The sequence below is a fragment of the Cyclobacteriaceae bacterium genome, assembly GCA_030584025.1.
Classification (GTDB): Bacteria; Bacteroidota; Bacteroidia; order Cytophagales; family Cyclobacteriaceae; genus UBA2336.
In genome coordinates this window covers 66,770-88,714 of sequence record CP129487.1, presented here as the reverse complement: position 1 = coordinate 88,714, position 21,945 = coordinate 66,770, and the positions used below count along the sequence as shown (strand labels likewise).

The following is a 21,945-nucleotide window of genomic DNA, read 5'->3' as shown; positions in this document are numbered from 1 at the left end:
CAGATTTCATTCAAATGCCAGTGCTGAAATTCGGTACTGGCATTTTTGTTTGAAGTCGGCTGTAACCGCAGAAGGTTGTATTTTTAGTAAGATGAAAAAAGAAGACTGTTTCAAGGCTGGTTTTATTATGCGGCCTCATGGATTAAAGGGCGAGGTAACCGTATCACTTGATCCGGATTCTCCTTCGGATTGGGAAACCTTAAAGACCGTTTTCATTGATCAGCGCAATACATTGGTTCCCTATTTCATTGAATACGCCTCCGTAAAAAGCGACAAGGCTTTTGTAAAGTTTGAAGATGTTTCTACTCCGGAGGCAGCAGCCGGTTTAAAAAATCTTTCCATCTATCTTGAAAAAGCTTCAAGGCCCAAACTCCAGGCTGATGATTTTTACGATGATGAAATTATTGGCTTTCAGGTGCAAGATGATACAGCAGGATTGCTGGGCGTGGTAAAAGAAATTGAACGGGCGGGCATGAACCGGTTTATTCTTGTTGACTATGCAGAAAAAGAAGTGATGATACCCGCTCAGCCACCATTACTGAAATCCATCAACCGATCGAAAAAAGTAATATCAGTAAATCTACCTGATGGATTTTTAGATATTTGACCATGCACATCTCCATCATTACCGTTCTGCCCCGCTTGATTGAAAGTCCGTTTAATGACTCCATTCTTAAGCGTGCACAAACCAAAGGACTGGTGCAGGTTGAGATTATTGATTTACGGCAATATGCTTCCGGAAAACACAAGTCGGTTGACGACTATGCCTTTGGTGGGGGTGCCGGCATGGTGATGATGATTGAACCCATCGACCGGTGCATTTCCGAGTTGAAATCGAAACGACATTATGATGAAGTTATTTACATGAGTCCGGATGGTGAGTTATTTACCCAATCCATAGCTAACGAACTCAGCATAAAACAAAATCTCATATTGCTGTGCGGCCACTACAAAGGTGTGGATGAACGCGTACGCGAACGCTTAGTTACCCGCGAAATCAGCATTGGCGATTATGTATTATCCGGTGGTGAGTTGGCAGCCGCTGTCGTGGCGGATGCGGTCATCCGGTTGATTCCCGGTGTTCTTTCCGATGAAACCTCTGCCCTCACGGACTCCTTTCAGGATGGGCTGGTGGCACCACCCGTTTATACACGTCCAGCGGAATACAAAGGCTGGGAAGTACCGGATGTTTTGCTTTCAGGCGACCATGCCAAAATCGAGGAATGGAAACACGAAAAAGCCCTGGAAAGAACCCAAAAAAGGCGCCCTAACCTGTTGAAATAGCCCAAACGAGCCGTTTTCAATTCAAAAAACATTCTTTACCTGCTTCGAAAATCTCAATTCTTTCCCTACATTTGCAGTCCGTTTTTGAAAACACGCTATTATGGCCGATTTAATTAAAGTTGTTGAGCAGGAATATGCTGCCGCACGTGAGAAAATGCCTGCTTTTAAAGCTGGTGATACTGTTAACGTTCACGTAAAAATCAAAGAAGGAAACAAGGAACGCGTTCAGCAGTTCCAGGGAGTGGTTATCCAGCGCAGGGGCTATGGCACCAATGGTGAGACCTTTACCGTGCGTAAAATCTCCAATGGTATTGGTGTGGAGCGTATTTTCCCGGTTACTTCACCCAGCGTTGATAAGGTTGAGGTAATTAAGCAGGGCAAGGTTCGCAGAGCGAAACTTTACTACATGAAGGGCCGTCAGGGCAAATCAGCCAGAATCAAGGAAAAGATCTGATTCTCAGATAATTATATACTAAAAAAGCCACCTTTCAAGTGGCTTTTTTAGTATGCAAACGTTACCGTTAAAACCCCTTAATTGGGCGATGTTACTTTTAAATAATTGATAACTTTGCTTCCCTACTTTTTAACATAACTATGGCGAAACAAAGCATCTCTAAAATCCTTGGCAAAGACGCCAAATTCCTTCTCGATCATAAAAGCAAAACCATCGCAGCCAATCAAATTCATGCCCCCGGGCCTGACTTTGTAGACCGTGTTTTTGCACAATCCAACCGAACTCCGCAAACGCTGCGCAGCCTGCAAACCATGTTTGATCGCGGGCGCTTAGGTGGAACTGGTTTTCTTTCCATTCTTCCGATTGATCAAGGAATTGAACACAGTGCCGGTGCATCTTTTGCCAAGAACCCAGCCTACTTCGATCCGGAAAACATAGTGAAGCTTGCTATTGAAGGAGGTTGTAATGCAGTAGCGACAACCTATGGTGTATTGGCCATGATGTCGCGCAAGTATGCGCACAAGATACCCTTCATTGTAAAGATCAATCATAACGAATTGCTTACATACCCCAACAAGCATGACCAGATCATGTTTGGTTCGGTTGAAGAAGCCTGGAATCTGGGCGCAGTAGCCGTAGGTGCTACCATCTATTTCGGTTCGGATAACTCTACACGTCAGATACAGGAAGTGGCTGCAGCTTTTGAGCGTGCGCATGAATTAGGAATGGGTACAATTCTTTGGTGCTACATCCGAAACAATGCCTTCAAACAAGGCAGCAAAGATTATCACGTTTCGGCTGACCTTACCGGCCAGGCGAATCACCTGGGTGTAACCATTCAGGCAGACATCATCAAGCAGAAGCTTGCCGAAAACAATGGAGGCTACAAAGCACTCAACACGGGTGGCAGCAGCTATGGAAAACTGGATGAACGCATTTATACACACCTGACATCTGAGCACCCGATCGACTTGTGCCGCTACCAGGTAGCCAATTGTTATATGGGGCGTGCCGGTTTGATCAACTCTGGTGGTGAATCAAAAGGTGCCAGCGATTTGGCTGATGCCGTACGGACTGCAGTAATTAACAAACGTGCCGGTGGCATGGGCTTAATATCCGGAAGAAAAGCATTTCAACGTCCTTTAAAAGAAGGTGTAGAAATTTTGAATGCCATACAGGATGTTTACCTGGATAAGAATATAGACCTCGCGTAATTTAAACAACACAGCTTTGGAAGAAACTATGTCGTGGTTTAACAGAACCGATAAAGGAATTCTCACCCCAACGGAATCGAAACGCGAAGTTCCTGACGGACTTTGGTTCAAATCTCCGGGCGGAAAAATTATTCACACACGTGAACTGAAGAACAATGCCTTTGTGGTACCTGAAGAGGACTATCACGTGCGCGTAGGCTCGAAAGAGTACTTCGAAATTCTTTTTGATGACGGTGCCTTTACCGAACTGGATCCAAATATGGAGTCGGCAGACCCACTAAAGTTTAAAGACACTAAAGCTTATCCGAAGCGGATTAAAGAAACGCAGGAAAAAACCGAACTCAAAGATGCCGTGCGCACAGCCCACGGCAAAATGAGCGGTTTGGATATTGTGGTAGCTTGTATGGATTTCAGCTTTATTGGAGGATCCATGGGTTCAGTAGTAGGGGAAAAAATTGCCCGCGCTATGGATCATTCCCTGAAACACAAGAAACCCTTTTTGATGATTTCGCGCTCAGGTGGTGCACGCATGATGGAAGCTGGCTTATCGTTGATGCAGATGGCTAAAACATCCGCCAAAATTGCGCTGCTTGACCAAGCGGGTATTCCGTATATCTCATTAATGACCGATCCTACCACTGGCGGTGTAACCGCATCGTACGCCATGTTAGGCGATTTTAACATTGCAGAACCTGGTGCGCTAATCGGCTTTGCAGGCCCTCGCGTTATCCGCGAAACCATCGGCAAAGACCTGCCTAAAGGCTTTCAAAGTGCCGAGTTTGTATTAGACCACGGGTTCCTGGATTTTATTGTTGATCGGAGGAATTTGAAGAGTAAGTTGACTACGCTGCTGAAGATGTTGGAGGGATAAGGTCTTATTCTCTAAAATTTTTTGATTGTTTGATAGATAAGCCTGCAAAGTCAAACACATTGAAAAAAAGAAATGACTGCCCTGAAGCAGTCATTTCGAGAATAATGTTGATAGTCTAATCTCTGATTAATTATAACCCGAATTTTGAATCAGGTTCGGATTCACATTAATATCGCGCTGCGGTATCGGAAAAATCAGCTTGTCACTATCGTAAGGAAAAACCAAAGCTCCCTCAACAATGGATTCTTGCAGACGTTTCGCGTCATGAAGACGCTCTCCTTCATGAGCAAGCTCCAACTTTCTTTCCAATAAAATATCAGCTAATGTGATTGTTCCTATTGGAGGAAGACCAACGCGATCTCTGATAACATCGTCAATATCTTCAGCGGGCGTTGCCCCCACAGATGTACCGAGACGTTGATTACATTCTGCACGGGTCAGATACATCTCTGCCAACCGAATTACTTTTACATTTCCAAACTGGTTAGTCCACTTTCCAGAACGTGTTTCACCCGTACCTGGATCAGCAAAGAAAAAATCCAAACGATCATCATCAACCTCGTAAAGGTCAAGATGAGCTGTTTGAATTTCAATATCACCTCGTCCTCCGGATGCTGTGGGGGCAAAAAATGTCACCATATTATTTACCCCATCAACCGTGCTAACTGGAATATCAAATATATCCTCAGCAGTGGTTCCGGTATTGAAACAGTTGGCATAGGTGGGAAGTAAAGAATAATTACCCGATGTAATCACTCTATTGGCTGCATCTCTGGCATTGGCATAATCTGCCATTTGTAAATACACCCGGGACAGAAATGCAGCAGCTGCCTCTTTTGTAGCTTTTCCAGGACTTGGCCCTTCAGCAAGCTTTGTTTCAGCGCTCGTTAGGTCTGCCACAATTTGCGTATAAACCTCCTGTACGGTAGCACGAGGAACCAACGCAACACTATTTCTATCCTCTGTCAACATCAACGGTACACCAAGATTTGTGCTTACACTTCCGGCTGAATAAGGTTTTGCAAAGAATTTGATAAGCTCGAAATAGGAAACGCCTCTCAAAAATAACGCCTCACCTTCTACTTGATCGCGATCTTCCTCGTTCACAACATCAAGTGCACTTAATACGTTATTGGTAACATTAATTGTATTATATGCGTTTGTCCACAATGCAGCTACATCAGCATTCAGTGTAATCATCTCTTTACGGTAAATGTCAGCAACATCATTAAATGTTCCGGAAAATACGATTTCACCATTTGCCGCCAAAATTTCACTATTTCTAAATGTGTTTCCACCAAAGAACGCTCCGGCAGAAAGTCCGTTATATGCACCCAACAATGTGGTCTTAACATTTTTATCATTTGCCAGAGCTACTGCATCACCTGTATTGTTTGGATCAACAGGCTCTAGTTTGTCTTCACAGGAAACCCCAATGAAGAAAAACGTGATAAGGATAAGTAATCTATAATTTGTTGTCTTCATGTTCTGTAATTTTTAAAAACCAACTTTTAATCCAACAGTAAAGTTCTTAGGCTGAGGTGCAGCATAAAAATCGTTTCCAAGATTTACGTTACTGGCATTAAAGTCAGTATTCACTTCAGGATCCCAACCCTTATAATCTGTAAAAGTTAACAAATTCTGGCCTGTAACGTAAATACGGGCACTACTAAGAGACAGTCTGTTAGCTATGGAAACAGGAACATTATACGCAACGGTTAATGTCTTTAATCTCATGTATGAACCATCATACAAAAAACGACTTGACGACTGAGCTCCATTGTTTCCATAAAGTCGAGCTTGAGGTACATCTGTAATGTCGCCCGGATTTCTCCAACGCCTCATCTGATCAGCGGTTGAATTATCCTCATATCTTCCATTGGCTGACATAAAGCTACCGGCTCCATCAAAAATCTTATTACCTGTTACGCCTTGAAACAAAACAGAAAGCTCAATTCCCTTGTAAGAGACATTGGCATTAAATCCATAAATCCCCGTTGGAGTCGGGTTTCCAAGTACAATAGATTCTGCCGAATTGAATACCCGTGTAACGTAGCGATCACCATAAACACTGTTTGGAACAATAAACGCGGTTCCATTGTCAATTTCAGTTTGAGTGGGCGTTCTGTTCAGGAAGAAGAGTGCATCACCGTTAGCCGGATTTGCTCCAGCATATTCCCGTCCGTAAAATGCTCCAATGGGCTGGCCAACAATTACAGCATTTAAGAAACGTGAACCTGTTGGACCAATACGAGTTTCATCCCCATTCAAACTTAATATCTTGTTTTGGTTCGTTGCATAATTACCTCCGATACTAATTGACCAGTCTGCATTTTTTAATACAGAATAATTTAGAACAATTTCGAAGCCCTTATTCTCCAAACTACCAACGTTTCTAAATTGGGTTGTAAAGCCTGAAGTTGAGGGAACGGGAGTATTTAGCAATAAATCTGTTGTCTGTTTGTTATAATAATCTATTTCACCCGTAAGTCTATCATTGAAAAGACCAAAATCAAAACCAATATCAAATTGCGCTGTCTTTTCCCAACGTAATTCAGGATTAGGTATTTGCGAGGGGGTCAGTCCGGATTCTCCACCATAGGCAACTCCAGAGTATTGAGCCAAATATCTGTAATTCGGTATTCCTGCATTTCCAGTAAACCCATAGCTTGCTCTGAATTTAAGGAAACTGACTGTACTCTGGTTACTTAGGAAATTTTCCTGACTCAATATCCACCCTGCAGAAGCTGCCGGAAAGAAACCATATTTATAATCAGGTCCAAATTTTGATGAAGCATCCGTACGGCCACTTAAGCTTAACAGATATCTATCTTTGAACTTATAATTGGCGCGAGCAAAGAAAGAAAGAAAAGCCTCTTCCGCTAGTGTAGACGTAATAAATACAGGCTCTGCCGCAGAGGTTAGCTTCTTTAACTCGGGTAATGGAAAACCCTGACCTTGGGCATCTGTTACATCTATTGACTTCTCCTGAAGTTCTGTTCCACCAATTATCGACAAAGAGTGTTGATCGAATGTTTTGTCATAGGCTACCATTGCTCTGGCTGTATAATTGAAGGCTTGCACCCACCTTGATTGACCATAACCTCCAACTGCGCGACCGGTTTGTGTGAACTCATTTTGGTAACGATCATCATTTTGAGTAAGTAAATCAAAACCATATTCACCAATTACTCGCAAATCGTCCGTTAATTTATAAGTAGCTCCTAATGAAACGATATTTCTAAACACACTCACTAAAAAGTTTGAATTCTCCAACTCGACTGTTGCCGGATAATATGACATAGAAGGATTTATCGCATCGTCAAACAAATTTCCTTGCTTATCCCGTACTGGAGTAATTGGAGCCTGTGCTACAAGCTGAAGCGGAGTAGAAAATGCATTATCAGAAGATAAGCGATTGTTCATCGATTTTGATATAGCAATATTGGCTTGAAAACTTAGCTTATCGGTTGCTTTATGGTCAAGATTCAAGCGACCACTTACCCTTTTAAAGCTATTCCCAATTAAGATACCATCCTGATTGGTGTAACCTCCACTGAAAGCAAAAGTAGTTTTCTCATTTCCTCCGCTAGCGGTAAGATCAAATGAAGTAATATTCGCTTTTTGATATGCCTCCTTTTCCCAATCTGTATCAGTCTCAAGTGTTCGCCAATCCGTGTCTCCTCCCAAATAATCCATATATCCTTCCCAGAACTCTAACCACGAGCCCGGATAGTCGGCAGGATTATTGATCGGATCAAAGCCATCAGCTAAGTCATTATTATATGCTGACTCTCGCATCAACTCAACATATTGTTCTGAGTTCAGGAAATCTCTGTTCCTTGTAGGTTTACTACTGCCATATTGAAAATTGGCTGTAAAATTTGTCTTTCCTGCTTTTCCACGCTTTGTGGTGATTAGCACAACTCCATTAGCACCTCGAGACCCATACAATGCGGAGGCTGATGCATCTTTCAAAATTTCAATTGACTCAATATCATTAAAATTGATGTCGGCTAAAGCATTAGTGGCCGACTCATTACTGGAAAAGTTATCCGCATTTACAATCATTCCATCCACAACATAAAGCGGTTCATTGCTCGCGGAAATAGATGACGAGCCACGAATCCGTATATTCATTCCCTGACCCAGTTTTCCATTTTGTGAGGTAACCAAAACACCTGCAGCTCTTCCTTGAAGTGCTTGCTCAAACGTTGTAACCGGTACGTTCTGAATAGCATTACCACTAACCTTAGCAATATTACCGGTAAGGTCTTGCTTAATTTGAGTACCGTAACCCGTTACTACAACTTCAGAAAGCTGTGTGATATCAGAGGTCAATTGAACATCTACAACTGACCTAGATCCCACTGATACTTCAGCATTTACATAACCAATAAATGAAAATGTCAAAATTGTTTCATCTGAAGAAACGCGAATGCTGTAATTTCCATTCACATCGGTTGCTGTACCCACCGAAGTGCCTTTCACAACAACGTTAACCCCTGGTATCGGGGCACCATCTTCCTGTGAAGTTACCCTTCCGGTAACTACACGCTCTTGTGCTATTGCGGAAACGCCAAGCCCAACGAGAAATAATACTGGTAAAATTCTTCTCATACATTAAGATTTTATTTTAATAATTAAAGATACACCTTAATATTCCGTCATCAACCTAGCTAATTAATTATTTACAAAACCCTAGTACCGTTAGTGGTACCTTTTAAGAGAACGTTTACACCAGGTAATGGGGATCCGTCATCTGCGGATGTCACCTTTCCCGATACTGTTCGCTCCTGTGCCCACGTATAGGACACGAATGCGAACAAGAAGTACACAAGTACAATCTTCTTCATAATTTGGTTTAGGTTTATGTTTAAAAGATTAGGCAATTTAGGGCAATAACCCGGAGGATTAAAAGAAAATTGGTCAATTTTTGCCCTATCCAAAATAAACAACTAATAAGCTGACCATCAACCAAATGATATTCATTGGTTTTAGTGAAGTTCTAATAAATAAAAAGCCCTCAGGAGATTCCCGAGGGCTAATACTTAATAGTAAGAATAATCTTAGACTTTCTACGCCTCTGCCACCGGCTCAACCGATACAAATGAGCGATTTTCACGACCTTTTTTAAATACAACTACACCATTTGTTAAGGCAAATAGGGTGTGATCTTTGCCTAAACCCACGTTTTTGCCTGGATGGTGTTTGGTGCCGCGCTGGCGCACGATAATATTACCGGCAACCACTTTCTGGCCACCAAATACCTTAACGCCCAACCGTTTGCTTTCCGATTCGCGGCCGTTCTTTACTTTACCTTCTCCTTTTTTATGTGCCATCTTTAAATGCTTTAGGAATTAACCAATGCTTTCAATCTGAACCTTCGTGAACTGCTGGCGATGACCGTTTTTCACGGTATAGCCTTTTCTACGTTTCTTTTTAAAGACAATTACCTTATCGCCTTTTACGTGCTCCAGTATCTTACCTGATACCTTCGCGCCTTTAACAGTAGGGGCGCCAATTTCTACTTTTCCGTCACGGTCGAGCAGAAGCACCTGATCGAAGTCTACACTTGATCCGGCTTCTCCCTCCAGCTTGGGAGCGTAGATATACTGGTCTTTAGCCACTTTGAACTGTGTTCCGGCAATGTTTACAATTGCATACATAGCTTTTCAAAAATTGGACTGCAAAGGTAGAAAAAGAATTCAGATTTCAGAACCGCGGATATGGAAATTGGCCCACTAACCCCTGAAATAAGACCCTTTCGGGGATCAGAAAAAAATAAAAAAAAATTTCTGACCGGTTTTAAGTGAAAGCAGAGCATTGAAAGGCCCTACCAACCACCTAAAACACAACCATTTATAAACCTTCGAAATATGCAAATTCAGCATGAAAACCGAATTTTTGGCTGCTGAGCATCTTTTGATTTGTAGTGCTCATTTCAAATATTTGTACGCTTACACAAGCCGGAAAGAGGTGAGTCTTGTTTCCGGTTAATACAAGTAAATTTTTTTGATTTTTTAACCTGGCAACCACGGTGGTACATGCCCCAGCACACCGTCCGCGGAAGTCTGATAAATATTTAAACAACCCTAAAACCCAAGGAAAGATGAGCCATTCTTTACCAGAAGAACCCATTTTGAAGGAAAACAAAGACCGTTTTGTACTCTTCCCCATTCAACAACACGACATCTGGAAATTTTATAAACAGGCTGAAGCCAGCTTTTGGACAGCTGAAGAAATTGACCTGAGCCAGGACCTTACCGACTGGGAAAACCTGAATGACGGTGAGCGCCATTTCATTAAACACGTACTCGCTTTCTTTGCCGCCAGCGATGGTATCGTAAATGAAAACCTGGCCGAGCACTTCGTTTCAGAGGTTCAATACACAGAAGCCAAGTTTTTCTATGGTTTCCAGATTGCCATTGAAAACATTCACTCTGAGACATACTCACTATTAATAGATACGTATGTAAAAGATCCCAAAGAAAAGGACTCTTTATTTCACGCCATCGAAACGATCGACTGCGTGAAGAAAAAAGCAGATTGGGCATTGCGTTGGATATCGAACGGAAGTTTTCAGGAACGTTTGATCGCTTTTGCCGCTGTTGAGGGCATATTCTTCTCGGGCTCTTTCTGTTCTATTTTCTGGTTGAAGAAGCGCGGCCTTATGCCGGGCTTGAGCTTCTCCAACGAATTGATTTCCAGAGATGAAGGACTGCATTGCGATTTTGCTTGCCACCTCTATACACAACATGTAGTCGGTAAACTGCCGGAACAAACGGTGATTAACATTATTAAGGATGCCGTTGAAATTGAAAAAGAATTTGTGACCGATGCGCTGCCGGTAAATCTCATTGGAATGAACGCAGAGCTGATGCGTCAATATATTGAGTTTGTGGCCGACCGCTTGTTGAATGAATTAATTGGCAAGAAGGTTTATGGTGCCACCAATCCATTCGACTTTATGGATATGATTTCACTGCGCGGAAAAACAAATTTCTTTGAAAAACGCGTGGCAGAATACCAGAAAGCCGGAGTGTTGAACAGCTCGGAAAAAGATTCGTCTCCGAAGTTTTCACTCAATGAAGATTTTTAATATCTTCAAAACACTTTTCACCATTTTTTAAACTCTTTAAACAACCCTAAGAAATGCTTGTCATAAAAAGAGACGGACGCAGAGAGTCCGTAAAGTTTGACAAAATCACCGCACGCATTGAAAAGCTCTGTTACGGACTGGATACGAAGTATATCAGCCCGGTAGAGGTTGCCATGAAGGTGATTAATGGTTTGTATGATGGCGTAAGCACCGTGCAACTGGATAATCTGGCCGCTGAAACTGCCGCCACGTTAACCACGAAGCACCCCGACTACGCCAAGTTGGCTGCTCGTTTGGCTACGTCCAACCTACATAAGGTTACGAGCAAGTCTTTTTCCAACACCATGAAGCGCTTGTACACGTACGTGGATCCCAAAACGGGTGAAAACGCACCTCTCATCTCCAAGGAAACCTGGAAGATTGTGCGCGACCATGCCGCTGAATTGGATGAAGCCATCATTTACGATCGTGATTTCAGCTACGACTATTTCGGCTTTAAAACACTGGAGCGTTCGTACCTGATGAAGATTGATGGTAAGGTGGTGGAACGCCCACAACACATGTTGATGCGTGTAGCCGTTGGTATTCATGGCGAGGATATTCCCGCAGCGATTGAAACCTACAACCTGCTTTCAGAAAAATGGTTTACGCATGCAACGCCTACATTGTTCAATGCCGGTACACCTAAGCCACAATTATCGTCATGCTTCCTGCTCACCATGAAGGATGACAGCATTGATGGCATTTACGATACACTAAAGCAATGCGCAAAGATTTCTCAATCAGCCGGAGGCATCGGCTTGAGCATCCATAGCGTTCGTGCAAAAGGATCATACATTAAAGGAACAGGCGGAACATCAAACGGTATTGTACCGATGCTCCGCAACTTCGACATGACCGCACGTTATGTAGATCAGGGTGGTGGAAAACGTAAAGGAAGTTTTGCCATCTATCTCGAGCCGTGGCATGCTGATGTGTTCGATTTCCTCGACCTGAAGAAAAATCACGGTAAAGAAGAAATGCGTGCACGCGATCTGTTCTACGCCATGTGGATACCAGACCTGTTCATGCAGCGTGTGGAGAACAACGAAATGTGGTCGCTCTTCTGCCCGAATGAAGCACCCGGCCTGGCCGATGTGTGGGGTGAAGAATTTGAACGCTTGTATGATAAGTACGAAAAAGAAGGCAAGGCCCGCAAGCAAGTAAAAGCACAAGACCTGTGGTTTGAAATTCTGGAATCACAAATCGAAACCGGAACACCATATATTTTATATAAGGATTCTGCCAACAGAAAATCGAACCAGAAAAACCTGGGTACAATCAAGTCGAGCAACTTGTGCACGGAAATTATCGAGTACACTTCTAAAGATGAAGTTGCCGTATGTAACCTCGCTTCATTGGCGTTGCCGAAGTTTGTAACAGACGATGGCAAGTTTGATCACCAGAAATTATACGAGATCACCAAAGTAGTTACCCGCAACCTCAACAAGGTTATTGATGTAAACTACTACCCGGTTGAAGAAGCACGCAACTCCAATATGCGCCACCGCCCTATTGGGTTAGGCGTGCAAGGATTGGCCGATGCCTTTATCATGCTGCGCATGCCGTTCGACTCGGAAGAAGCACGCAGGCTGAATGAAGACATCTTCGAAACCATCTACTTCGGTGCCATGGAAGCATCTATGGAGCTGGCGAAAGTGCAGGGGCCATACGAAACCTTCAAAGGTTCTCCGGTATCGAAAGGCATCTTCCAGTTCGATATGTGGGGCGTGAATCCAAAGAGCGGACGCTGGAACTGGGAACAACTAAAGCAAGAAGTGAAGAAGCACGGTGTGCGCAACTCCTTGTTGCTTGCTCCGATGCCTACGGCTTCTACTTCGCAGATTCTTGGTAACAACGAATGCTTTGAGCCATACACATCAAACATCTACACCCGCAGAACACTTTCCGGTGAATTCATCATTGCCAACAAGCATTTGATGAAAGACCTGATTGATCTCGGTTTGTGGAATGAAACGATGCGCCAGAAGCTTATTGCTACTAATGGTTCGGTACAACCGATTCCGGAGATTCCGCAAAACATCAAAGACATCTACAAAACCGTTTGGGAAATTTCTCAAAAGGCCATTATTGATATGTCGGCCGATCGGGGTGCGTACATCTGCCAGTCGCAGAGTTTGAACATCCACTTGAAGGATCCGAACTTCGGCAAACTTACTTCCATGCACTTCTACGCGTGGAAGAAAGGATTGAAAACCGGCATGTATTACCTGCGCTCAACGGCAGCTGCGGATGCCATTAAGTTTACGCTTGATAAAACGGCCATGCAGCAAACCGTTACAGCCGAGGCTGCCGTTGGCGCCACGGTTGCAGCAACCAAGCCAGAACCACAAAAGGAACTGGCCTACACGCAAGTGGCCGACTACGAAAAGAAAATGTCGGACATGGCCTGCTCGCTGGATAATCCGGATGCGTGCGAGGCGTGTGGTAGCTAATTGAATTTGCTCACTAAAACAAAAGCCCCGATGAAGTTTCATCGGGGCTTTTTATTTCTGCTTTTCCTCGTGAATACGTTACCTAAAACTAAAACGGCAAATCATCGCTTGAGTTTGAATCCGGCATAAACGATTGATCCGGAGGTGGGGCCATTTCGCGTTGATCCTGCGTGCTCTTCTGAATTTTCCATGCACGCACATCGGTATACCAACGGCCATTGTACTCACGACTTTCAATATTGATGGAGGCGGTTATTCTGTCGCCTGGGTTAAGGCGGTTTTCGTCAACCTTTTCGCCCCATAACGACAAGCATACTTTTTTTGGATACTGACCGGGTGTTTCGAGGATAAACTCCTGCTTTTTCCATGTTCCGTTTTTTCCTTGTCCGCTTTGCATGGGCAAAAGCGATACTACTGTTCCTGTTATTTCCATAGTAACAATTAAAAGAATTAGAGATTACAAAAGTTTTGACAGATCAAGTTCAAAGCCAGGCAAAACAACTTCACCGCTCAACTTTGAATTGAAATTATCGATTGAGGTGACAGACTCATTTGGCCTATAGATGAACGCCTTCTTTTCAATTGGATCGATAAGCCATGCCAGACGGCAACCATTGCGGATCCAATCATCCATCTTGGATTTAAGCTGGCTAAGACTATCCGATTCTGATCGTACTTCGATAATGAAATCCGGGGTGAGAGGTGCAAATTTTTTCTGCTGTTCATCAGTCAAACTTTCCCAGCGTTGCTTCACAACAAAAGCAGCATCAGGCGCTAAAACAGATTGATCAGGAAGTTTGAATCCGGCTGAGGAATCAAAGATATAACCCGAGTGCTCATTTTTATCATACCAATTGGCTAATGACGAATAAATTCTGAAATGGATATTACCAGTTTTACTTCCTGATGGCGACATAATAATTATTTGCCCTTTGCTGTTTCGCTCGATACGCAACGGATCGTTAGCTGCGCAAAATTCAAAGAATTCATCATCACTAAACTGCGTATCAGATGGGAATTTCAAAATGAAGCTTTCCATACATCAAAGGTAACCAAAATTAGGAGGAAATGATTCTTTTAAAGCGCCCCAGCCTTGATTTCATCCACCACAGCAGGGTCGAGCAAGGTAGTAACATCTCCTAAATCCGTGGTATTTCCTTCGGCAACTTTTCGCAAAATTCTGCGCATAATTTTTCCGGAGCGTGTTTTGGGCAAGCCACTCACAAACTGAATCTTGTCGGGTTTGGCAATGGGGCCAATAATTTTGGCCACCAGCTCGCGGATTTCCAGGCGTAATTTTTCTTCCTCGTGTGGCTTATCGTAACAGATTACGTATGCATAAATACCCTGCCCTTTAATATCGTGTGGATAACCTACTACCGCTGTTTCGCATACTGCTGAATGTTCATCAACCGCACTTTCAATTTCGGCTGTACCCAAATTATGGCCCGACACAATAATCACATCATCCACACGTCCGGTGATGCGGTAGTAGCCTTCGGCATCGCGCCTGCATCCGTCTCCTGTAAAATATTTTCCAGGAAAGGTGGAGAAATACGTTTCCCGAAAACGTTGATGATCGCCATAAATGGTGCGCGCCATTCCCGGCCATGGAAAACCGATTGTCAGTCGTCCTTCGCCCGGAGAAGTAGTTACTTCTTGTCGCTTTTCGTCCATAATAACCGGCTGAACGCCAGGCAATGGAAAGGAAGCAAAAGCGGGTTTGAGTTTGGTGATGTGTGCGATTGGTGAAATCATAAACCCACCTGTTTCGGTTTGCCACCACGTATCCACAATTGGGCACTTGCCCCTGCCAATGTGTTCATGGTACCAATGCCAGGCCTCCTCATTGATGGGCTCACCAACCGTGCCCAGTACTTTTAAGTTGTGGAGATCATATTGCTTTACGAAACTCAACGGTGCTTTTTCCAACGAACGGATGGCCGTGGGTGCGGTATAAAAAATATTGACGCGATGTTTTTCAGCTACATGCCAGAAGCGCCCCATATCGGGCCAGGAAGGAACACCTTCAAACATCAAGGTAGTGGCACCTGCAGACAGCGGACCATATACGATGTAAGAATGTCCGGTTATCCAGCCTACATCGGCTGTACACCAATACACCTGGCCTTCCTGATACTGAAATACCGTGCGAAATGTGAAGTTCGTATACACCATATACCCACCAATGGTGTGTACCATGCCCTTGGGTTTTCCGGTGGAACCTGATGTGTATAAAATAAACAACAGGTCTTCCGCATCCATTTCTTCTGCGACACACACATCCGGCATATTTTTTATCGCCTCATTCCACCACACATCGCGATCGGCTTTCATAACCACCTTTGAACCCGTGCGTTTCTTTACAAGCACCCTTTCAACAGAAGGACAACTCTCCAGTGCTTCATCCACAATGGCTTTCAGGTTTATAACTTTATCTCCCCGATAAGAGCCATCGGTAGTCAGTACCAATTTACATCCGGCATCATTGATGCGATCAATCAATGATCGCGAAGAAAATCCGGCAAAGACAACTGAATGAACCGCACCGATACGCGCACAGGCCAACATGGCAAACGCTACTTCCGGAATCATCGGCATGTAAATGCAAACCTTGTCGCCTTTTCTCACACCTTGTGCTTTCAGCATGTTGGCCACCCGGCAAACCTCATGGAATAATTCCTGGTAGGTAATGTTGCGCGGCTCTTCTGAAGGATCATTCGGTTCCCAGATGATGGCTGTCTGGTTGGCGCGCTCAGGCAAGTGACGATCCAGGCAGTTCTCGGTGATATTCAGTTTTCCTCCAAGAAACCATTTCACTTCGGGTTTATGAAAATCCCATTCCAGCACCTTATTCCATTTTTTACGCCACAGAAAATCGTCTGCCACTTCAGCCCAAAAGGCTTCGGGGTTTTCAATGCTGTACTGATATTGCTTCCGGTAATCCTCTTGTGATTGAATGATCTGCATACTAAGCACTTTACCAGTTCTAAAATCTATTTGTTTTGGGAAAAATGCAAAAATCGAGTTCCTTAAAAACAGGTTGGTTAGTCTGATTTAACCTGTTTGTTACTCTTCGCGAGGAAATGAAAAATCCGTACCATAGCAACTGCCGCAAGGAAATTCAGCGGAAACCAGAGTATCCATCCCCATGGAAACGTCCGGGCTAAAACGACTTCACCAAAATTGAAAATAATAAGAACAGCAGAAGCAATCCATATCTCATTTTTCTTCCCAATTCGCCAAAGGTTTATAGCATATGGTATTCCTGAAATTGCTGGACTTATTAGCGAGCAAACCAGCACAATAATTGTGTTTGGGAACAGTATAACTTCCTCATCTTGATGCTCATGCTTAATTTCTTCCTTCGCTAATGAGTCAAGTACCTTTATTTTTGTTGTATCTTCAACAGGTAAATTTCTTCTCTCCAATTCATCAATGGCTGCCAGCACAGCCTCAGCCTGAAACAACGCTCTCCTCTCAACTATCGATTTTAGTTCATAATCCGTTTTGCCCACCATTTTTCTGCCAAAGAATTCTCTCATCCGAATTACAGAAAATATTCAACTGCCACCGCCACCAGCGCGCCCAATATGGCTACCGTAAGCTTTCGTGCGTTAAAGTGATGCTCAGGGCTGCTTTCAAAAACAATGGTTGTAGAGATATGCAGAAAGTTTCCGCTCACCAGTGCATAAAGCAATACTAATCCCGATTGGGAAAGAATTTCAGCTTCTACCAGGTATGTGGAGATTAACAACCCGATTGGTGCCGCAACCGAAAATACAATGAGGTATGGAATTGCTTTATTCTTGGAATGAAGTTGAAACGAAAGCACAGTCATTAACGCAAAAGCTGCCGGAGCCCGATGCAAGGCAATGCCTAACAACACGGCATTCACATCATATTGAATACCTGAAGCCGGTTGTGCCAACATGGCGCCCTCCAGGAATGCATGTACACACAGCGCCATCAACAACACAATTGCCGAAACTTGTTCATGATAATGCGAATGTTTGTGGTCGTGCGCATGATCATGGGTGTGAATGTGTCCGTGTTCAACACCCGATGTAAAATGTTCCAGAATCTGTTGCAGAAAAAATCCACACAAAACAAAAAGGCCAATCAGCTCAACTTCGCCATGTCCTCGATAAAGCTCCGGTAATATGTGAACCACCGTAATTCCGAAAAGATAGGCACCGGCAAATACCAGGAGTAGCCGATAGCTCCGGGTTTTACCACTTGGCAGCAAATAAACCAACAACCCCGAAAGGAGTGGTGTAAAGAAAAGTACCAGCAATTTGAGGGTCATTGTATTACTTGAGTTTAATACTGGTTTTCAATGGTTCTGATAAAAATACGTCTGTTCCTCCCTGATCATTGGAATAAATGATAAATCCTTCGATATCGGAACGGCTTTTCAATACTTCAATGGCACGCTCATGCCCCATGACCATAAAAGCTGTGGCCCACGCATCCGCTGTAATGGCATCAACCGCGAAAACAGAAGCACTCAGAATTTCTTTACGTGCAGGATAACCCGTTTCCGGATCAATGGTGTGTGAATATTTTTTACCGTCTATTTCACGATAATTGAAATAGTTGCCCGATGTGGTAAAGGATTTATCTTTCAATGAAGCATACGCTTTGAAAAAAAGATGTTCGCGCGTAGAAGCCGGATCTAAAATACCGATCTCCCAAGGCTTTTTCGTTTTCAGGTTGATACCACAGGCCATGCCCTCTCCGCCAATTTCTACAAACGCATTAACAATACCCTTGACTTTCAGAAAATCTGCAATCACATCAGCACCATAACCCTGCCCGATCCCACCAAAATCAAGTTGTGTACGGCTATCTGTTTTCCACACACTATCCGCATTGAATTGAATCTTTTCAAAACCCACCACCTCACGAATGGAATCTACCTGAAGGTTATCCGGATTCAGTGGTTCAGCCGGGCCGAAACCCCAAGCATTTACCAGTGGCATCACAGTAGGATCAAATGCTCCGGAAGAAGCATTGAAAACCTCGCGCGACTTTTTAAGCACCGGCAAAAAGTACGGGAGTGAAAACCTAAATCCATCTCCTTGATTGAATTGTGTGATCTCCGAATCAGGCAAATAGGTGTTGATGCTCTGATTCACAACTTCTAGCAACGAATCTACAGAAGGCTTGAAATTGCGACCCTGTTCGTCAAAATACGTAATGTGATAAGATGTTCCCATGGTTTTCCCTTCAATCATAATGGGAACCGGCTGGCTTTTCCGGTAGAGGTAAACCGAATACACCGTAAGGATCAATAGAATGCTGTAGATGATATTCTTGGTGCGGTTGTTCATTCGTTGAAAATTGAAGCGCAAGTTATAGAAATTGTCTAAATGCAACACTGTTGCTTTAAAACAAATCCGCACGAATTGAGTACCTTCGCGAAACATCACGACATGCGCGAGGACTATTTGCAGGGAGATTCGGATAACCAGACAGCTGCCGAAAAAGAAATCGAAAAGGCGCTCAGGCCGCTCTCTTTCCATGATTTTACGGGGCAACAAAAGGTTGTTGACAACATCAAAATATTCGTAGAAGCTGCCCGTCAACGGAACGAATCATTGGATCATGTATTACTGCACGGACCTCCGGGGTTGGGCAAAACTACCTTGTCGTACATCATTGCCAACGAACTGGAAACGAACATCAAAATCACTTCCGGCCCGGTACTGGACAAGCCGAGCGATCTGGCGGGTTTGCTTACCAACCTTGAAACAAACGATGTGCTTTTTATCGATGAGATTCACCGGCTGAATCCGATTGTGGAGGAATACTTGTATTCTGCCATGGAGGATTTCAAAATCGATATTATGCTGGATACAGGTCCGAATGCTCGCTCAATTCAGATCGGGTTGAATCCCTTTACACTGATTGGCGCCACCACGCGTGCCGGACTATTAACTTCGCCACTCCGGGCGCGCTTTGGTATTAACGCACGATTGGAATACTACGATTCAACGCTGCTCCAGAAAATCATCAATCGCTCTGCTTCAATCTTAAATACACCTATTGATACAGAAGCTGCTTTTGAAATTGCCAGGAGAAGCCGTGGTACTCCGCGTATTGCCAACAACCTGTTGCGCAGAACACGCGACTTTGCCCAGATAAAAGGTGACGGAACGATAACGCTTGCCATTGCGCAACTGGCCCTGAATGCACTTGATGTAGATGAACACGGGCTGGATGATATGGATAACCGCATTCTGCTTACCATCATTGAAAAGTTTAAAGGCGGGCCAGTGGGGATTTCCACGATTGCTACTGCTGTTGGCGAAGAGGCCGAAACGATAGAAGAGGTGTACGAACCATTTCTGATTCAGGAAGGATATATCAAACGAACATCACGCGGACGAGAGGCCACTGAACTGGCTTATCTTCATTTAAAAATCGTTCCACCGCAAAGTAAGCGGCCGGGTTTATTCGACTAGTCTTTTTCGTCTAGCACTTGTGACTCGTGAAAAATAAATTAATCCCTTACAGAAAAGATTTAAAAGAGAAAGCACGCAAGCTTCGTAAGGAAAGCACAATCTCTGAAACTACTCTGTGGCAGGAAATCAGAAGAAGAAAAATTTTAGGCTATCAATTTCACCGACAAGTTCCATTACTCGACTACATCGTTGATTTTTATTGTCATGAACTTCAACTGGTTATTGAAGTTGATGGTGCAAGCCATTCAACAAGTGAAGCGCAAAAGAGAGATCAGGTAAGGCAATCCCGAATTGAAGAGCACGGTGTTACCTTCCTGAGGTTTGATGATTTGTTCGTTAGAAATCAAACTGAAAAAGTTGTTGCTGAAATATCAAAGTGGATTAAAGAAAACGTTTTACACCCCCCTATCCCCCCTAAAGGGGGGCACATACCCAATCCCCCCCTCGAGGGGGGCCGGGGGGGTGTAAAACACTACACATCATTCATTAAGTCTACCGCAGCACAACTGGGCTTTTCATTTTGTGGCATTTCCAAAGCTGAATTTCTGGAAGAAGAGGCTCCAAAACTTGAAGCCTGGCTTAAACGCGGCTACCAGGGTAAGATGCAGTACCTTGAAAACCATTTCGACAAGCGGCTTGATCCAACCAAACTGGTACCTGGCGCAAAATCGGTGATCAGCCTGGTGTATAATTACTACCCAAAAAAAGATTTAGCGCAACCCGATAACCTTAAAATTGCCAAGTATGCGTATGGTGAGGATTATCACTTCGTAATCAAAGATAAACTCAAAGATTTTTTCCAGCGTATTCAGGATGAAATTGGTGAGGTGAACGGTCGCGTATTTGTAGACTCAGCACCGGTGATGGAACGCGCGTGGGCAAAAAAATCCGGGTTGGGATGGATCGGAAAAAATTCTTTGTTGCTGAATCGCTCTTTGGGCAGTTTTTTCTTTTTGGCCGAAATCATTCTTGACCTGGAACTGGAATACGATGGCCCCATTAAAGATTATTGCGGCACCTGCACTGCCTGTATGGATGCGTGCCCTACCGATGCCATTCCGCAACCCTACGTGGTAGATGGAAGCAAATGTATTTCGTACTTCACCATTGAATTGAAAGAAGAAATACCCAACGAAGTAAAAGGAAAATTCGAAAACTGGATTTTTGGGTGCGACATCTGCCAGGATGTGTGCCCGTGGAATCGCTTTTCACAACCGCATAATGAACCGCGCTTTCAGCCTCACCCCGATCTTGAGCACCTATCGCAAAACGACTGGAAAGAAATCACCGAAGAAGTTTTTCGAAAAGTCTTTAAGAAATCTGCTGTGAAGCGCACCGGCTTTACAGGATTGAAAAGAAATATAGAGTTTGTAGCAAAATAACTACTTCATAATGGTAGCCACTTCTTCTGCCACCTTCTGATTAAACTCGAAGGCCAACTTCTGGTGATTAACCAAATCAATAATTGTTCCGATTAAACACAGTCCACCCGTGAAGAGATAAAGTAAACCCATGCCAATCTGTCCAAGTAAAAAGCGATGTACACCGGCAACAATAATTAGCCCGAGCAAGGCTGTAATTAAAATCACTTGAGGATCCTTTCTCCGTGTACGATAAATATTTGCAAAGCTTCTTGCCTTTTCATCATCCCAATCTTTTAACAGATTTTGAACATACACCATCTCTTCGCCTGTTAGTTCAGGGAGTACATCAGTTACTTTTGCCATAGGGTTTGTTTGATTTGAGGGTAAGTGAAATTATCCGATAAGTTAAAACAATAACCGCGAATATTCCTAGCGGGTGTGCGTGCCACGACTGTACAATTTCTCCTTTAAACAACCACGCAATTGATTTGCCCAACCCACAACCAGGACAAAAATCAAAACCGAGGTTACTTAACGGACATAACGTAAAATGATTTTGAACCGCGGGCTGATAAAAAGCCAGGGCGATCAACGCTACCGTCCAGAACATAGCTTCGGGTGGAAAATACCGGAATAGCAAACGAAATTTTGAAACCACCCGTGAATATAAATTAAAACCCCCTTGTTTTGG

At 43.7% G+C, this 21,945-nt stretch carries 21 protein-coding genes and 1 pseudogene; 10 read left to right on the top strand and 12 right to left on the bottom strand.

The genetic code is table 11. The features are described 5' to 3' along the window. The first annotated feature begins 91 nt into the window (after positions 1-91). From rimM to accD, 5 genes are all read left to right on the top strand, one after another. On the top strand, positions 92-607 hold the full coding sequence (gene rimM / locus QY309_00450; GenBank protein ID WKZ59957.1) for a ribosome maturation factor RimM: 516 nt from the start codon (positions 92-94) through the stop codon (positions 605-607). Between the two features lie 2 nt (positions 608-609). Further along, a complete protein-coding gene (trmD, locus tag QY309_00445; protein WKZ59956.1) occupies positions 610-1,284 on the top strand; it encodes a tRNA (guanosine(37)-N1)-methyltransferase TrmD in 675 nt (224 codons plus the stop codon). 100 nt (positions 1,285-1,384) lie between these two features. Further along, positions 1,385-1,738 (top strand): 50S ribosomal protein L19, encoded by a 354-nt coding sequence (gene rplS / locus QY309_00440; protein ID WKZ59955.1) that lies wholly within the window; start codon positions 1,385-1,387, stop codon positions 1,736-1,738. 140 nt (positions 1,739-1,878) lie between these two features. Beyond that, positions 1,879-2,952 carry a class I fructose-bisphosphate aldolase gene (locus QY309_00435; GenBank protein WKZ59954.1) on the top strand — a complete coding sequence of 358 codons (1,074 nt, stop codon included), beginning with the start codon at positions 1,879-1,881 and terminating at the stop codon, positions 2,950-2,952. Positions 2,953-2,980: 28 nt separating this feature from the next. Next, positions 2,981-3,823: an acetyl-CoA carboxylase, carboxyltransferase subunit beta gene (gene accD, locus QY309_00430; GenBank protein ID WKZ61668.1), complete on the top strand. Its 843-nt coding sequence runs from the start codon at positions 2,981-2,983 to the stop codon at positions 3,821-3,823. A gap of 126 nt (positions 3,824-3,949) precedes the next feature. Here the strand turns inward: accD and QY309_00425 are convergent, their stop codons facing one another. The 4 genes from QY309_00425 to rplU form a co-directional block, all read right to left on the bottom strand. Then, the gene (locus tag QY309_00425; protein WKZ59953.1) at positions 3,950-5,308 is read right to left on the bottom strand and encodes a RagB/SusD family nutrient uptake outer membrane protein; all 1,359 of its coding nucleotides are present in this window, start codon (positions 5,306-5,308) and stop codon (positions 3,950-3,952) included. Between the two features lie 12 nt (positions 5,309-5,320). Further along, positions 5,321-8,443, bottom strand: coding sequence for a TonB-dependent receptor (locus tag QY309_00420; protein ID WKZ59952.1), 3,123 nt, complete (start codon positions 8,441-8,443; stop codon positions 5,321-5,323). A gap of 458 nt (positions 8,444-8,901) precedes the next feature. Further along, positions 8,902-9,165 carry a 50S ribosomal protein L27 gene (gene rpmA, locus QY309_00415; GenBank protein ID WKZ59951.1) on the bottom strand — a complete coding sequence of 88 codons (264 nt, stop codon included), beginning with the start codon at positions 9,163-9,165 and terminating at the stop codon, positions 8,902-8,904. Positions 9,166-9,183: 18 nt separating this feature from the next. After that, positions 9,184-9,492 carry a 50S ribosomal protein L21 gene (rplU, locus tag QY309_00410; protein ID WKZ59950.1) on the bottom strand — a complete coding sequence of 103 codons (309 nt, stop codon included), beginning with the start codon at positions 9,490-9,492 and terminating at the stop codon, positions 9,184-9,186. Positions 9,493-9,935: 443 nt separating this feature from the next. On the opposite strand from rplU, the gene QY309_00405 reads away from it, so the two are divergent. Together QY309_00405 and QY309_00400 are read left to right on the top strand one after the other, a co-directional pair. Further along, the gene (locus tag QY309_00405) at positions 9,936-10,925 is read left to right on the top strand and encodes a ribonucleotide-diphosphate reductase subunit beta (GenBank protein WKZ59949.1); all 990 of its coding nucleotides are present in this window, start codon (positions 9,936-9,938) and stop codon (positions 10,923-10,925) included. A gap of 53 nt (positions 10,926-10,978) precedes the next feature. After that, positions 10,979-13,420: a ribonucleoside-diphosphate reductase subunit alpha gene (locus tag QY309_00400; protein WKZ59948.1), complete on the top strand. Its 2,442-nt coding sequence runs from the start codon at positions 10,979-10,981 to the stop codon at positions 13,418-13,420. Between the two features lie 88 nt (positions 13,421-13,508). Here QY309_00400 and QY309_00395 read toward each other — a convergent pair whose 3' ends face one another. The 6 genes from QY309_00395 to QY309_00370 all read right to left on the bottom strand — a co-directional run bounded on the left by QY309_00395 (position 13,509) and on the right by QY309_00370 (position 18,756). Then, a complete protein-coding gene (locus tag QY309_00395; GenBank protein WKZ59947.1) occupies positions 13,509-13,853 on the bottom strand; it encodes a DUF3127 domain-containing protein in 345 nt (114 codons plus the stop codon). A 24-nt stretch (positions 13,854-13,877) separates the two neighbouring features. Beyond that, entirely contained in the window at positions 13,878-14,459 is a 582-nt protein-coding gene (locus tag QY309_00390; protein ID WKZ59946.1) for a Uma2 family endonuclease, read from the bottom strand. A gap of 38 nt (positions 14,460-14,497) precedes the next feature. Beyond that, positions 14,498-16,390: an acetate--CoA ligase gene (gene acs / locus QY309_00385; protein ID WKZ59945.1), complete on the bottom strand. Its 1,893-nt coding sequence runs from the start codon at positions 16,388-16,390 to the stop codon at positions 14,498-14,500. Between the two features lie 77 nt (positions 16,391-16,467). Next, entirely contained in the window at positions 16,468-16,965 is a 498-nt protein-coding gene (locus QY309_00380; GenBank protein WKZ59944.1) for a hypothetical protein, read from the bottom strand. A 5-nt stretch (positions 16,966-16,970) separates the two neighbouring features. Beyond that, complete coding sequence (locus tag QY309_00375; GenBank protein ID WKZ59943.1) at positions 16,971-17,729, bottom strand: ZIP family metal transporter; 759 nt, start codon at positions 17,727-17,729, stop codon at positions 16,971-16,973. A 4-nt stretch (positions 17,730-17,733) separates the two neighbouring features. Then, positions 17,734-18,756 (bottom strand): FAD:protein FMN transferase, encoded by a 1,023-nt coding sequence (locus tag QY309_00370; GenBank protein ID WKZ59942.1) that lies wholly within the window; start codon positions 18,754-18,756, stop codon positions 17,734-17,736. A 102-nt stretch (positions 18,757-18,858) separates the two neighbouring features. Here QY309_00370 and ruvB point away from each other — a divergent pair, with 102 nt between their 5' ends. From ruvB to queG, 3 genes and pseudogenes are all read left to right on the top strand, one after another. Next, complete coding sequence (ruvB, locus tag QY309_00365) at positions 18,859-19,890, top strand: Holliday junction branch migration DNA helicase RuvB (GenBank protein WKZ61667.1); 1,032 nt, start codon at positions 18,859-18,861, stop codon at positions 19,888-19,890. Positions 19,891-19,916: 26 nt separating this feature from the next. Beyond that, positions 19,917-20,261 (top strand): annotated as a pseudogene (locus QY309_00360) (endonuclease domain-containing protein). Positions 20,262-20,375: 114 nt separating this feature from the next. Beyond that, positions 20,376-21,272, top strand: a complete 897-nt coding sequence (gene queG, locus QY309_00355; protein ID WKZ61666.1) for a tRNA epoxyqueuosine(34) reductase QueG — start codon at positions 20,376-20,378, stop codon at positions 21,270-21,272. Here the strand turns inward: queG and QY309_00350 are convergent, their stop codons facing one another. After that, entirely contained in the window at positions 21,273-21,617 is a 345-nt protein-coding gene (locus QY309_00350) for a TM2 domain-containing protein (protein WKZ59941.1), read from the bottom strand. Continuing rightward, positions 21,601-21,864, bottom strand: coding sequence for a DUF2752 domain-containing protein (locus tag QY309_00345; protein WKZ61665.1), 264 nt, complete (start codon positions 21,862-21,864; stop codon positions 21,601-21,603). Before QY309_00345 ends, QY309_00350 begins: the two co-directional genes overlap by 17 nt. Positions 21,865-21,945: the final 81 nt, after the last annotated feature.